The following is a 14754-nucleotide window of genomic DNA, read 5'->3' as shown; positions in this document are numbered from 1 at the left end:
GTGCCCTTTTATTTCTGCAATTTATTTATCACTTCCGAAATAGTCTTACATTCAACTATTTCAAGTTTAGTTTTTTTATGTTTTATCGGAGCTATAAACGCTCTCTTAAATCCCATTCTCTCTGCTTCTCTAAGCCTCTCATCAAGAGATGGAACTCCTTTTAGCTCACCTGTAAGTCCAACATCTGCTATAAATATAGTGCTAGTATCTATAGCTATATTTTTTAAAGATGAAAATATACTAATCATTACAGCTAAATTGGAAGCTGTCTCTTTTAATTTTATACCTCCTGTAGTCTTTATGACTACATTTTTATCCATCAACTTTAAGTTTGCTCTCTGCTCTAAAATTGAAATCAAAGTGTTTAAATGTTCTCTTCTCATACATTCAGAAATTCTTGATGGATAAGGTAAAAAACTTGTAGATGCCAAAGCTTCTATCTCAAGTATTATTGGTCTTGTACCTTCTTTTACTACAGATAGTGCCGAACCAGGCAATTCTTCGCCCTGTTTTCTCTCTGTCATAAAATATTCTGATGGATTGTCCAAAGACACTAAACCTTTTTCATCCATTATAAAAAATCCCATCTCCCCTGTAGAGCCATATCTGTTTTTAGTCGCCACTAAAGAACGAAGTTGTTCATTATTTTCACTTTCCAATAAGATTACTGTGTCAACAAGATGTTCTAATGCACGGACTCCGGCAAGTTCATCTTCTTTAGTCATCTGTCCGACTAAGAATACCATTCTAGGTCGACTTCCCTTTGCCACTTCCACCATTTTATGAGCACACTCCATAACTTGTGTTGGAGTTGCCGGCCTTGATTGAATTTCCTTTAAAATAAAAGTCTGTATAGAATCTATGATTATGAAATCAGGATCTATTCGCTCTATCTCTTCCAAACAGTAGTCCATAATATTTGTAGAGTAGACAAATAAATTATCCGATATCTTATCTAAAATTCTATCTGCTCTACTTCTTATTTGAGACTCCGATTCCTCTCCTGAAGCATATAGAATTTTTAAACCTTTTGTCGCAAGGTCATTGGCAACTTGAAGTAAGAGTGTAGATTTCCCAGCACCTGGCTTGGCAGTTATTATAGAGATGGAATCTTTTACAATTCCACCTCCCATAACTCTATTAAATTCTTCAATGCCTGTCAGCACTCTTTCAGAACCTCTAGCTTGTATCTCACCAAGTGGTTTGGCATTTTCTACCTTTTCGCTAAGTTTGGATGACTTTGGCGTCTCGTCCACTTCAACTAAGGTATTCCATTCTCCACATCCAGGACATTTGCCAAAAAAACCATTTGAAGTGTATCCGCAAGAGCTACACTTGTACAGTGTCTTTTTCTTCATCTCTCTTTGCCCCTTTAAGTTTTTTTACACTTACTTTTCTATTGTAATCAACTTTTATTGAGTCTCCTCTTTCAAATTCTCCTTGAAGAAATTTTTCAGCAAGAATGTCTTCAACCTTACTTCTAATTGCTCTTTCAAGTGGTCTAGCTCCAAATTCTGGGTCATAACCTTCTTTGGCAATATATGTCGCAAGTTTATTTGTAAATTCAGCTTCTATGCCCATTTCTTTAAATCTATCTTGTAACTTAACAAGCATTATCTTCACAATTTCTGTGATTTGTTTTTCTTCCAATTCTCTAAATACAATAACTTCATCTAATCTGTTTAGAAATTCTGGTTTAAAAGTTTGCTTCATAGCTTCTTTTACTATTTTAACCATGTTTTCATATTCTTCTTTAGATTTATCTCCTGTAGAAAATCCCATTGAACTCTTATTTCTAAGTCTTGAAGCTCCCACATTAGAAGTCATAATTATTACAGTATCTTTGAAGCTAACTGTTCTTCCCTTAGAATCAGTCAAACGACCTTCGTCCAAAATTTGAAGTAGCATATTAAATACGTCAGGATGCGCTTTTTCAATTTCATCAAACAACACTACTGTATATGGATTGCTTCTAACAGCATCTGTCAATTGTCCACCTTCATCATATCCAATATATCCAGGAGGAGAACCGACTAATTTTGAAACTGTATGCTTTTCCATATATTCTGACATATCTATTCTCAAAAGATTATCTTTTGATCCAAATAATTCATTAGATAGTTTCTTGGCAAGGTAGGTCTTACCCACCCCTGTAGGCCCTACAAATATAAAGCTGCCTATTGGCTTGTTAGGGTCTTTAAGTCCAATCCTAGCTCTTTTTATGGCCTTAGATATGGATTCTATAGCTTGGTCTTGTCCCTTTACTTTCTCTTTTAGATTCTTGTCTAAATCCACTAATTTTTTATTTTCTTCTTGTGTCATCTTAGTCACTGGCACTTTACTCCATTCTGACACAATATTAGCTATATCTTCCTTAGTTATTTCAGGTCTATCCCCTGCATCTTTTTCTTCTTTATTTCTATTTTCAAAATCTCTTCTGATGTTTCTCTCTTCATCTCTAAGCTCAGCTGCTAATTCAAAATCTTGTTCCTCAACAGCCTTGTTTTTCTTAAATTCAATTGCCCTCAAATTATCTTCAAATTCTTTTACATAATCAGGAGTTTTATATAGTTGTATCTTTAGTTTTGAAGCAGCTTCGTCTATTAAATCTATGGCTTTATCCGGAAGAAATCTATCAGTTAAATATCTGTTAGACAATTTAACTGCACTCTCTATAACTTCATCCGGTATAGAAACTCCGTGGTGTTCTTCGTATTTATCTTTTAATCCGGTGATGATTTTAATTGAATCTTCTATTGAAGGCTCATTTACGCTAATTGGCATAAGCCTTCTTTCGAATGCAGTGTCTTTTTCTATATGCTTTCTATACTCATTTATAGTAGTTGCCCCTATTATTTGTAGCTCACCTCTTGTCAACATAGGCTTTAGTATATTTGATGCATCCATAGCGCCCTCTGCTGCTCCCGCTCCTATAATAACGTGCAACTCATCTATAAATAGAATTGTATTTTTATCCTCTATAGCTTCATTTACTACATTTTTAAGTCTTTCTTCAAAATCTCCTCTGTACTTTGCTCCGGCGATAAGACCGGAAACATCTAAAGTTCTTATGATTTTGTTTGCCATTATTTCAGGTACTTTGCCCTCGTTTATCTTTTGTGCCAATCCCTCTGCTATAGCAGTTTTACCTACTCCAGGCTCACCAATTAAGACAGGATTGTTTTTCTTTCTTCTAGATAAGACTTGTACCACTCTTCTTATTTCAGCTTCTCTGCCTATCACAGGGTCTATTTTACCCTCTTCAGACTTTTTGTTAAGATTTGTAGTATATTTATTTAATGCTGACTCGTTGTCTTCATTTTCATCTAAGTCTTCATCCTCTATTTCAGTGTTTAAAATACTTTCTTCTAATAGTTTAGCATCTATACCGAGTCTTTTTAAAACTAAAACCGCTATACCTTGTCCTTCTCTTAAAATCCCAAGTAGTATGTGTTCTGTACCTATATTCTCAAGTTCATCTTCTTTTGCAGCTTGGTATGATAACTCAAAAATTTTCTTAGTTCTAGGAGTGTATATTAAATTTCCCGTAACTACTTCATTTCCCTTTGTCACTATCTCATAAGTTGCCAACTTTACATTTTCGTACGTCAACCCCAAGCCCTTTAGAATCCTGGCTCCTGTTCCCGTACCTTCTTTTATTATTCCAAGCATTAGATGCTCTGACCCAACATAATTAAGTCTTGCATCCCTAGCTTCATTTTGTGCAAATAATATGGCCTTTTGACTTTTTTCAGTGAATTTTCCAAATATATTCATCTTTAAAAGACCTCCTTCATCATCTTTCTTACTTCTTTAGCTCGTAGTATATTCCTAGATTTCATATCTAAAAGAGAACCACTTTGAATTTGTAGTCTCCCATTCTTAAACTTAGCTATAGTATCAGCTAAATTTAAATCTATCTTTGGTTTTATTATAGATAACTCTATACCCATAAATAAATCAGATAGTTTCTCTATTACTTCTGTTTCACTTATCATTCTACAATAAGATAGAGTACCAAAAGCTCTATTGACTATATCCTCTAATTCTATTGAATGGTCTAGATAAAGTCTCTTTCTGTTTTGTTCCTCCATATCCACAATTTCTTTAGTTATATTATTAAGTTTAGTTATATATTCTGATTCAGTTACGCCTATAGTTCTATCCGGTGATAATTTAAGTATTGAATTTATCATCCCTCTATCACTATTTAACTTACTTACTCTGTATCCAAGGCGCTCCAAACTTCCTATTAAAGAATCATTTCCAAAATATGCAGTAGCCGGCAAATGTAAAGTAACACTTGCATTCATCCCGTTACCACATATATTGGGATTGGATGTTAAAAATCCAAATTTTTCAGAATATGCAAAATTGATTTTCTCAGATAAAAAATCATCTAATTTATCCACATTGTCATATAATCTTTCCAAATTGAGTTCATTTGAAACACTTTGAATTACAATATGGTCCGAATCATTTAGAAAAACTGTAGGTTTCCCATGGCTAGTATATATTCCGGAAATCATTTCATTTTTAAAAAGATCTCCTGTTGCATAATTGACTTCATATAACTTGAGTTTGTCGAGAGAATTCATATTTTTAGTCTTATTGAATTCATATTCAAGAGGATTTAAAGCATCGGTCACTTCTGTCTCTATTTGTTCTGCTGAATCTGAATCCAATTTATCTACAAAATTAAAACCACTTATATTTCTAAAAATTTTAACTTCTGTTTTTAGAACTATCATCTATTCTCCCTTATCTCTTTTAATCTATCTCTATAAATCGCAGCTTTTTCATATTCTTCTCTCTCTACAGCTTCTGCCAAATTTATTTCCAACTCTTCTTCTTCTCTTCTAATCAAGATAGAACTGTCAGCTGACTTTGGTATCTTGCCCTTGTGTTTTGAAGTATATTTTAAGCTGTTTAACATACTTGAAAGCTCTGCGCTAAAAGTTTCATAGCACTCTTCACATCCTAAATGATTCTTTTCAAGTTCATCGAAGGTTGTTCCACACTTTTTACAAGCTTTCTTTACTGCTTCCTTGTCAAAATTACCGGTCAACTTAAAAAGTTCTTTTAAAAATGAATCCACTTGACTGCTTATAGCTTGATTAAATATCAAATCTTCCTTCATCTTCTTTTCAGCGCAAGTTGCACACAAATGAACTTCTTCTACATTGTTGCCAGACATTTTAGTATATGAAATTATAGCTTCATTCTCTTTACAGTTATCACAAAGCATAGATTACCCCCTAACTAAACACAACAAGTACCATATTCTTTAAAATACTTGCTCTGACTTCATTTTTAAAATCTCCACTCATTCCAAGCGACCTATCACTTATGCCGACTTTAATAATTTCGTATTCTCTTCTGTTGATGTATTCTCTCTTTAAAAGTTCATCAATTAATTGGTCGGCCTTGTCCTTTGTTATAGAATCTCCTATCTCTTCTATAAAGACTTGTAGCGTAGATTTCGGATTTTCAACTTGAACCCTTACAATCCGTATATAACCTCCACCACCACGTCTTGACTCGACATAGTAACCTTTGTATGGTGTAAATCGAGTAGTTAGAACATAGTTTATTTGAGATGGAGCACAATTAAACCTATCTGCGATTAAAGCTCTTTGTATTTCAAGAGTTCCATCGCCATCTTCCAATAATGTATTTATAAATTCTTCAATTGAATTTGATAGTTTTGCCATTTTATCATCCTTTGACCATCTTTGCCTTTTTGATTAAAAAAATTTTTACCCATTTTTAATTGTTTAAATATCATAGCACTAAACTATGGATTTGTAAAGTTATCTACTGTTCTAATACATTAAAAAGACCAACTTATCAAAGTTGGTCTTAGATATTTATTTGCTCATTGTAGCTGAAACTTCAGTCCATACTCTATCGTATAAATCTACTGCATCTCCTAAATCTCTGAAAGTTTCCAACTTAGGAAGCTTTGAGTAATCTGGATAAGCTACTTCTGATTTTGAAAGTTCTTCAGGTAAGAATTCTTTAACCCCATCAACTGGTGATGTGTATCCAAGTAAATATTCTGCATTTTTAGCTGAGATTTCTGGTCTAGACATAAAGTCGATAAATTTTTCAGCTGCTTCTTTGTGTTCTGTTCCCTTAGGAATTACAAATGCATCTACCCAAAGATTTGAACCTTCAGATGGAACAACATAGTCTAAATCTGGATTTTCACTTATCATAAGAGCGGCATCTCCTGAGTACATAACTGACATAGCTGCTTCACCTTGCACAACAACATCTCTAGCATTATCTGTTAGATATGCTGAAACAAGAGGTTTTTGTTCTATTAAGGCTTTTTTAGCTGCTTCTAATTCTTCAGGCTTTGTAGAGTTTAAAGAGTATCCTAATTTTGCAAGTGCAACTGCTATAGAATCTCTTTGAGAATCATACATGATTATTTGTCCCTTGTTTGACACATCCCAAAGATCTGACCAAGAAGTTACTGGCTTAGCCACCATAGTCTTGTTATAAACTATCCCTACTGTTCCTGAAAAATAAGGAACACTATATTCATTTGTTGCATCATATTCAGGATTTTTAAATTGAAGATTTATTTTTTCTGAATTAGGTATCTTTGAAAAATCTATTTTTTCAAGTCTATCTTCTTTTATTAAACGTTCTATCATATAGTCAGATGGAACTACAACATCGTATTGATCCGCACCTTGAGTAAGCTTTACATATAAGTCTTCATTTGATGCAAATGTATCATATACAACTTTAATTCCAGTTTCTTTTTCAAACATCTTTATTGTTTCAGGATTAATATACTCTCCTGCATTGTAAACATTGATGGATTCTTTAGTCTCTCCACCACATGCCACTAACAACATCATAGCCATCATTGATAGCAATACCAAAATCTTTTTCATTTAACACTCCTTAAAAATTCATATCTTCCCTGTTTCCGGGATTTCTGTTTATTATTAATAACAATATCAACAAAGCTATAAACATTATTGTAGACATTGCATTAATTGACGGATTTATACCTTTACGTGCCATAGAGTATATAGTTATTGAAAGATTAGACACTCCATGTCCCGTATTAAAATAACTTACCACAAAATCATCTAATGATAGTGTAAATGCCATTAAAGCTCCTGTTATTATCCCAGGTTTTATTTGAGGAATTATAACCTTTGTTACAACTTGTGCCGGTTTAGCCCCTAAATCAAGTGCCGCTTCCACAGTATTCTTATCCATCTGTCCGAGTTTAGGTAACACAGATAAAATTACATAAGGTGTACAAAAAACAATATGCGAAATTGTCATTGTCAAAAGGCCAAATTTTAAATTTAAAAATCCAAATAAACCCATAAGTGAAACAGCTGTAACTATATCAGGATTTAAAACCGGTAAATAGTTCACATCTAAAAGTACACTCTTTTTTAAACCTCTTAACTCATTTATACCTATTGCCGCCATAGTTCCCAATACTGTTGCAACCACTGTCGCTATTAAGGCAACTATTAAAGTGTTTTTTAAAGCTTCTAAAATAACTGGGTCTGAAAATAAATTTTTGTACCATTTCAATGTAAATCCGGCCCACTTACCTTTCAACTTTGAATTGTTAAAAGAAAATACCATCAAAGTCACTATTGGAGCATATAAAAATATAAAAATTAGAACAAGATAAAACTTATCTATTATTTTTCTCAAAATATATTACCTCCTTCGTGATCTTTATCAAACACTTTATTAATTCCCATAATTATAAGGAGAATAAATATAAGTATCATTGAAACCGCTGAACCGAATCCCCAATTCCCAGTGAATGAAAATTGTTGGTCTATCAAGTTTCCAACAAGGTATATATTGTGTCCTCCAAGCAAATTTGAAATTACAAATGTTGATATAGCAGGTATGAACACCATTGTTATACCAGTGTATACTCCCGGTAGAGATAGAGGGAATATTACTTTTGTAAATACTTTAAATTTGTTAGCTCCCAAATCACTTGCAGCATCTAAAAGATTTTTGTCTATTTTTAATAAAATTGTATAGATAGGAAGTACCATAAAAGGCAAGAAGTTATAAATCATACCTATCATTACCGCATTCATGTTATACATTAAATCAAATGGCCCAAGCCCTATCAGTGCAAAAGCTCTGTTTAAAAGTCCATTATTTCCTAAAATTGTAAGCCATGCATAAGTTCTCAATAGGAAATTCATCCACATAGGAATTATAAATAGCAGTATTACATTTTGTCTTACACTCGGTTTTAAACCGGCTATTATATAGGCTACAGGATAACCTATTAAAAGGCATACTATTGTGGAGATGAATGCAACTCCAACAGATATTCCCAAAATCTTTAAATATAATGGTTCGAAGAAATTCTTGTAATTTATAAATGAAAACTCAAAGTTTTCAAATCCCATAGAAGAACTTCCGTTAAATGAATACATAAATATTAAAACTATTGGGAAAACTATAAACATTGCCGCCCATAGTGCGTATATATATGAATATTTTTTCATTTTTCACCCATTACATGTATCAAATCAGGGTCAACGCTTATTCCAACTCTTGAGCCTATCTCTCTGCTATCTGTAGATTGAACAAGCATTATATAATCTCCAACTTGAACTTCTATATCATAGTGAACACCTTTAAATACTTGAGAGATAACAGTTCCATATATCATTCCTGTCTCTGCAAGGTCTATATCTTCAGGTCTCACAACAACTTCTACCGATTGATTCTTTGAAAATCCCATGTCCACACAGTCAAATACATTTCCTAAAAATTCAACTTTATAATCATCTTTCATCACCGCAGAAATTATATTACTTTCTCCAATAAAGTCAGCTACAAAAGCATTTTTAGGCTCATTGTATATATCTATAGGAGTGCCGTATTGCTCAATCCTTCCTTCATTCATTACCACAATTTTGTCGGACATTGAAAGAGCTTCCTCTTGGTCATGAGTTACATATATAAAAGTTATGGCAACTTCTTGTTGTATCTTTTTAAGCTCAACTTGCATCTCTTGTCTCAGTTTTAAATCAAGCGCTCCCAAAGGTTCGTCTAACAATATGACTTCAGGTTCATTTACAAGAGCTCTTGCAATGGCAATTCTCTGTTGTTGCCCCCCGCTAAGTGAAGTAATTTTTCTCTTTGAGAAGTTTGCAAGATTCACAATCTTTAATGTTGCTTCAACTTTCTTTTTTATTTCGTCTTCCGGCATCTTCTTAATTCTCAAACCGAAAGCTACATTATCAAACACATTTAAATGAGGAAATAATGCATAGTTTTGAAATACAGTATTTATATTTCTTTGGTACGGTTCAAGATTAGTTATATCTTTTCCCTCAAATATAACCTGTCCGGACTCCGGAGTTTCAAACCCACCAATTATTCTAAGAGTTGTGGTCTTTCCACACCCACTTGGCCCAAGTAGTGTCAAAAATTCACCTTTTACAACTTGTAAATTGAAATCCTTTAAAATCTGTACATCGCCGTAACTCTTATTGATATTTTTTAAATTTATTACGTATTCGCTCATGAATCCTCCTTAAAAATGTGGCGGAGAACTTACCATTAGTATCTTTGCTAAAGCGTCTCCATTTTCAATATAAAATTCACTATCTGCCTTAAAATAAAAAGTATCGCCTCTCTTTAGCTTATACTTTTTATCTCCAAATATTAATTTAACTTTGCCCTTTTCAACATATCCAAATACTTCACCTTCAAAAGGAGGATTTTTCTTTGACTCCGCTCCCTTTTCAAGTTCTATTACCAATGGTTCCATTAAATTTTTCTGCGCATTTGGAACTACCCAATTAATAATATAATCTTCCTTTTCACTCACAAATTGATCGTCAGCCGTAAAAACAATTTTTTCCTCTTTATCCGAAGAAAAAAATTCAATCGGCGTTGTTCCCAGCGCTTCAAGAATATCAATTAATGTGGCTACTGAGGGAGAAGTCAAATTTCTCTCAAGTTGAGAAATAAAACCTTTTGTAAGTTCAGATCTGTCCGCAAGTTCTTCTTGTGTCAGCTCTTGTTGAACTCTTAAATTCTTTATTTTACTTCCTATATCCATGTACACCACCACTAAACTTTTTACTTATTTTATTAAATTCACACAACCTTGATTATAATTAATATGGATTTTAAAGTCAATGAAATTTAAAAAATTAATTAAAGAGTTTTATAAATTAAACTCAAAATAAAATCATGTACTCTTTTTAATTAGCACATGACTTTTATTCAGCTCATTACTTAATTTTTAATTCTCTTAAATAAACTTTCTGCTCCTTTGTTATCCTAAAACTTTCGCAAGCTTTTTGAATTGTTTTATTATGAACCCAAATACTTAAAGATTTATTTTCTATCAACAATATTGTGCTATCCCATTGTTTAGCTAATGACGTTGCGAATAGCCAAGCTATCATCATATTTACATAGTATTCTTCTGAATGAATAGCTAGTGGAATCTTCAAATATTCTTCTTTAAAATCTTCATCCATAAAGTGTTTCATAATCATCTCAAGACCAAATCTGCAAGTATATACCTTTTTTGAGCTTGACCACTGTCTAATCTTATCCATTAACTCAATTTTATGTTTTGAAAAAGACTTTGGAGATAAACTATCACACACCGCCCAGTTATCTACATACGGCAAAAATTTTTCTACCAACTCTAAACACAAATCATAATCTTTAAGCTCAGATAGAATTATGGAATGCAACATATTTTCATCATAGTATCTATGTGGCAATTCATTTAGGAATTCAAGATGATTTTCGCCATTTATAATTTCTTTGGCAAGCTTTCTAAGCACAGGCACTCTAACTCCTATAAAAAGTTCTCTATCTATTGTTGGCACTAATTTACTTTGAAACTCTGCATATTCTAAATCTTGTAACCCAAACAATTTCTTCGTTATATCCATTGTCATCTCCCTAAAATTATTATTGTATTCATTATAAAGAAAAAGTGGTAAAAATCTCTACCACTTTTCATATTTCATATTTAGTTTTTTACCAACTTCCGCTTGAGCCTCCGCCTCCGGAAGAGCCTCCGCCACCTCTAAATCCTCCACCGAATCCACCGGAACCTCCAAAGCCACCTGAGCTTCCGCCGAATCCGCCAAAGCCTCCACCAGTAAATGGTCCAAAATATGGTGGGAAGTATATTCCTCTTCTACGTCTTCCACCTCTTCCTCCGTCTGAGAAAATAGAGGTTATTATCATGACTATTATGATGATTCTTATTATTTCGCCTATGCTAAATCCATTATCTTCTTCTATTCTCTGTTGCGGTCTATTAGCACTTGAAATTTTAACATCATATTCTTTTTCGTAATATGATATGACTTGATTATATCCTTCTAAAATACCCATTTGATATTGGTTAGACTCAAAGCTGTCTCTAGGAAAATAAGATGTCATTATATTTATAATTTGTCTTGCATATATATCAGGGATAAATCCCTCTGAACCATATCCCGTTTCAATTCTCAGTTGTCTATCTTCAATTGCAAATAGCATTAGAGTTCCATTCATCTTGTTTTTATCTCCAATGCTCAATTGCTTAAACAACTCAACAGAGTAATCTTCAACTGTAGTATCTCCAAGGCTCTTTACTATTACAACAGCTATTTGTCCGCCTGTTTTAGCCTCCAAATCACTATTGGTATTATTTATATATCTAATGTCGTCTTCGTCTAAAATTCCAACTTCATCATAAACATATCCTTTAAACTGACTTGCCTTAGGTAACTCACTATATGCACTCACATCATTTGTAAATACACAAGTAGCCAAGAAAAGAATAAAGAGTAAAACTTTCACTCCAACTCTTCTTTTCATACAATCACCTCTTAAAATGATACTTCTGGAGCGTTTTGTTCTGCTGGTGCAGCTTTAAAATAATCTTTTTGTGAGAATCCCAACATTCCAGCGAATAAATTCATAGGGAATTGTCTAACTGCTAAGTTGAATTCTTTTACAGCGCCATTATATCTTTGTCTTTCTACAGCAATTCTATTTTCCGTTCCTTCTAATTGAGCTTGTAGGTTTAAAAAGTTTTGATCCGCTTTTAATTGAGGATAAGCTTCAACTACAACATTTATGCCGCCTATTGCCTTTGTCAAATTTTGTTCAGCTTCAGCAAGCTCTTTTGGTGTGTTAGCTGAATTCACTTGATTTCTCGCTTGAATTACTTTTTCAAGAGTTTCTTGCTCATGCTTTGCATATCCCTTAACTGTATTCACTAAATTAGGTATTAAATCCGCTCTTCTTTTAATCACAACTTGTACTTGTGAAAATGCTGAATCAACATTGTTTTCAAGTGCAACCAATCTATTGTACTTAGGCACTGCCAATAACCCAACTGCAACCACCAACAGTACTAATATTCCAACTATTTTTTTCATTGATTAATCCTCCTGCTTTATAGTAATTATTTCTAATTCACTCATAGCTTCTTTGACAAGCTCTTCAACTTGTAGTTTTGACTCCGATTTTTCTACACCTTTACGTGTTGGTCTAAGCTTAGGATGTTTTGGTAAGAAAACACTACAGCAATCTTCAAATGGCATTATAGAAGTTTCATAAGTGCCTATGCTTTCAGCTATTTCTATTATGTCTACCTTATCCATTCCTATAAGAGGTCTGAATACTACTCTATCTGGTATTGCATTGGTAACATTTAATCCTCCTATTGTTTGAGAAGCAACTTGTCCCAAGTTTTCACCAGTTATTATAGAATCATATTCATATTGCTTAGAAATTTCTTCAGCAATTCTCATCATAAATCTACGTGATAAAATTGTCATCTCATCTTCTGGACAATTTTTATTTATAGCTTTTTGTATATTTAAAAGATTGCAAGAATACATTCTGATTGTGCCTGTATATTGTCCCAATATTTTAGCAAGCTTTTGTACCTTTTCTTCTGCTCTTTCAGATGTAAATGGATATGAATGGAAATGCACTGCATCTACGCATATACCTCTCTTTGCCATCATATATCCAGCAACTGGTGAGTCTATTCCACCAGATAGAAGAAGTAGTCCTCTGCCATTTGTTCCAAGTGGCAATCCACCTGTTCCCTTAAATCTCTCTGAATATAGATAGATGTGTTCCTTTACATCACAGTAAATATAAAAATCAGGATTGTGAACATCAACTTTGTATTCTGTATTCTTTAAAACTATACCACCTATCATTTGATTTAGATCTGCTGATTGAATTTCAAATCTCTTGTCTGATCTCTTAGCTTTAGCCTTAAAAGTCTTATACCCTTTTTCTGCTTGAGCCTTCGCTACTGCTAACACAGCTTCTTCGAAATTTTCCATATTTCTATCTATTTTCCAAGTCGGCGTAATATATACTATCCCAAATATATTTTTTACTTTCTTTATAACTTCGTCTATATCTTCTTCGTGACAATTTATATATATTTTCCCGAAATCTCGATACACAGATATATCTTGAAAATTTTTGCTTATCTTCTTTACTTGTCCTATTATCTTATTTATAAAAGTTTTACGATTGTCTCCCTTTAACATTACTTCGCCAAGGGATAAGCTTATCAATTTTTCCATTATCTCACCATTATTTCTCTTAATTCTTCTACATATTCTTTGAATTTATCAAAAAACTCATCAATTTCTTCCACTGTATTATCTTTAGAAAAACAAATTCTAACTGTTCCTTCAACATATTTTTGTTCTAACTTTATCGCATCTAACACATGGCTCTTACCTGTTCCGTTAGAAGTACAAGCCGAAGCAACCGAAATATATATATTATCTCTCTCCAAAGAGTGTAACAAAACTTCTCCCCTTGTGTTTAAAACTGAAATAGAAAGTATGTTGTTTACACCTTTGTCTGTAGAATTTATCTTTACATCATCAATTTCTTGTAATCTTTCTAATAATCTATCTCTGCAAGCTTTTATGGACTCTTGTTCTGATTTAAAATTCTTCACAACCATTTCAGCTGCCACTCCAAACCCAAGAATTCCCGGCACGTTTTCTGTTCCACTTCTCATGCCATTTTCTTGCCCACCGCCAATTACCAATGGGTCAATTTTCACTCCATTTTTTAAATACAGAGCTCCTATACCCTTAGGGCCATAAATTTTGTGAGCTGAAATAGAGTAGCTGTCGCAACCTATATCGTGTAAATTAACTTCCAACTTACCAACAGCTTGCACTCCATCCACGTGGACCATAATCTCTCTGTTAATTTTTTTTATCTTTGAAATCAAGTCCTTTACAGGATTTATAGAACCTATCTCATTGTTTACATGGAACAAACTAACTAAAAAAGTATCTTCATCTATCGCAGCTAAAAGTTCTTTTTCGTCGACTACACCATTTGTATCCACTCCAACCTCAACCACTTCTATTCCCAACTCTTTCATCTTTCTAAATTGAAATAGTACTGATGAATGTTCAAGTTTTGTAGTTATTACTTTTTTATGTCTCTTTATATTCTTTTTAATAAACCCTTGAATTGCTATATTACTGCTCTCAGTTCCACCAGAAGTAAAATAAATTTCAGATTCATCTGCTCCAAATGCATCTGCAACTTTTTTTCTAGCTACATTCACTTCTTTTTCCATTTTAAGTCCAAAACTATGTAAGCTTGATGGATTTGCATAGTCTTGTGTAAGAGCTCTAACCATAACCTCTACGACTTCTTCTCTTGGTTTAGTGGTAGCACAATTGTCCAAATATATCATAA

15 protein-coding genes are annotated in these 14754 nt (G+C 33.1%); all 15 read right to left on the bottom strand.

The features are described from left to right. Positions 1 to 8 precede the first annotated feature (8 nt). A complete protein-coding gene (gene radA / locus B8869_RS02000) occupies positions 9 to 1358 on the bottom strand; it encodes a DNA repair protein RadA (protein ID WP_084230080.1) in 1350 nt (449 codons plus the stop codon). After that, positions 1330 to 3777: an ATP-dependent Clp protease ATP-binding subunit gene (locus tag B8869_RS01995; RefSeq protein ID WP_084230079.1), complete on the bottom strand. Its 2448-nt coding sequence runs from the start codon at positions 3775 to 3777 to the stop codon at positions 1330 to 1332. Before B8869_RS01995 ends, radA begins: the two co-directional genes overlap by 29 nt. A gap of 2 nt (positions 3778 to 3779) precedes the next feature. Continuing rightward, entirely contained in the window at positions 3780 to 4751 is a 972-nt protein-coding gene (locus B8869_RS01990) for an ATP--guanido phosphotransferase (RefSeq protein ID WP_084230078.1), read from the bottom strand. Then, positions 4748 to 5248, bottom strand: a complete 501-nt coding sequence (locus B8869_RS01985) for a UvrB/UvrC motif-containing protein (RefSeq protein WP_084230077.1) — start codon at positions 5246 to 5248, stop codon at positions 4748 to 4750. The genes B8869_RS01990 and B8869_RS01985 overlap by 4 nt, the downstream gene beginning before the upstream one ends. Before the next feature lie 10 nt (positions 5249 to 5258). Further along, positions 5259 to 5714, bottom strand: a complete 456-nt coding sequence (locus B8869_RS01980) for a CtsR family transcriptional regulator (RefSeq protein WP_084230076.1) — start codon at positions 5712 to 5714, stop codon at positions 5259 to 5261. Between the two features lie 156 nt (positions 5715 to 5870). Further along, on the bottom strand, positions 5871 to 6914 hold the full coding sequence (locus B8869_RS01975) for an ABC transporter substrate-binding protein (RefSeq protein WP_084230075.1): 1044 nt from the start codon (positions 6912 to 6914) through the stop codon (positions 5871 to 5873). Between the two features lie 10 nt (positions 6915 to 6924). Next, on the bottom strand, positions 6925 to 7704 hold the full coding sequence (locus B8869_RS01970) for an ABC transporter permease (RefSeq protein WP_084230074.1): 780 nt from the start codon (positions 7702 to 7704) through the stop codon (positions 6925 to 6927). Continuing rightward, entirely contained in the window at positions 7701 to 8528 is an 828-nt protein-coding gene (locus tag B8869_RS01965; RefSeq protein WP_084230073.1) for an ABC transporter permease, read from the bottom strand. Before B8869_RS01965 ends, B8869_RS01970 begins: the two co-directional genes overlap by 4 nt. After that, positions 8525 to 9556, bottom strand: a complete 1032-nt coding sequence (locus B8869_RS01960; protein ID WP_084230072.1) for an ABC transporter ATP-binding protein — start codon at positions 9554 to 9556, stop codon at positions 8525 to 8527. The genes B8869_RS01965 and B8869_RS01960 overlap by 4 nt, the downstream gene beginning before the upstream one ends. A gap of 9 nt (positions 9557 to 9565) precedes the next feature. Continuing rightward, positions 9566 to 10096 (bottom strand): helix-turn-helix domain-containing protein, encoded by a 531-nt coding sequence (locus tag B8869_RS01955; RefSeq protein WP_084230071.1) that lies wholly within the window; start codon positions 10094 to 10096, stop codon positions 9566 to 9568. 175 nt (positions 10097 to 10271) lie between these two features. Then, on the bottom strand, positions 10272 to 10949 hold the full coding sequence (locus tag B8869_RS01950; protein WP_084230070.1) for a DNA alkylation repair protein: 678 nt from the start codon (positions 10947 to 10949) through the stop codon (positions 10272 to 10274). 88 nt (positions 10950 to 11037) lie between these two features. After that, positions 11038 to 11868 carry a TPM domain-containing protein gene (locus B8869_RS01945; RefSeq protein ID WP_084230069.1) on the bottom strand — a complete coding sequence of 277 codons (831 nt, stop codon included), beginning with the start codon at positions 11866 to 11868 and terminating at the stop codon, positions 11038 to 11040. Positions 11869 to 11879: 11 nt separating this feature from the next. After that, on the bottom strand, positions 11880 to 12434 hold the full coding sequence (locus B8869_RS01940; protein ID WP_084230068.1) for a LemA family protein: 555 nt from the start codon (positions 12432 to 12434) through the stop codon (positions 11880 to 11882). A 3-nt stretch (positions 12435 to 12437) separates the two neighbouring features. Then, positions 12438 to 13607, bottom strand: coding sequence for a tRNA uracil 4-sulfurtransferase ThiI (thiI, locus tag B8869_RS01935; protein ID WP_084230067.1), 1170 nt, complete (start codon positions 13605 to 13607; stop codon positions 12438 to 12440). After that, entirely contained in the window at positions 13607 to 14752 is a 1146-nt protein-coding gene (locus tag B8869_RS01930) for a cysteine desulfurase family protein (protein WP_084230066.1), read from the bottom strand. Before B8869_RS01930 ends, thiI begins: the two co-directional genes overlap by 1 nt. Positions 14753 to 14754: the final 2 nt, after the last annotated feature.

This window comes from Peptoniphilus asaccharolyticus DSM 20463, assembly GCF_900176115.1.
In the GTDB taxonomy this organism is placed as follows: domain Bacteria; phylum Bacillota; class Clostridia; order Tissierellales; family Peptoniphilaceae; genus Peptoniphilus; species Peptoniphilus asaccharolyticus.
The sequence above is the reverse complement of the archived record's forward strand: the minus strand, read 5'-3'. Positions and strand labels throughout refer to the sequence as shown.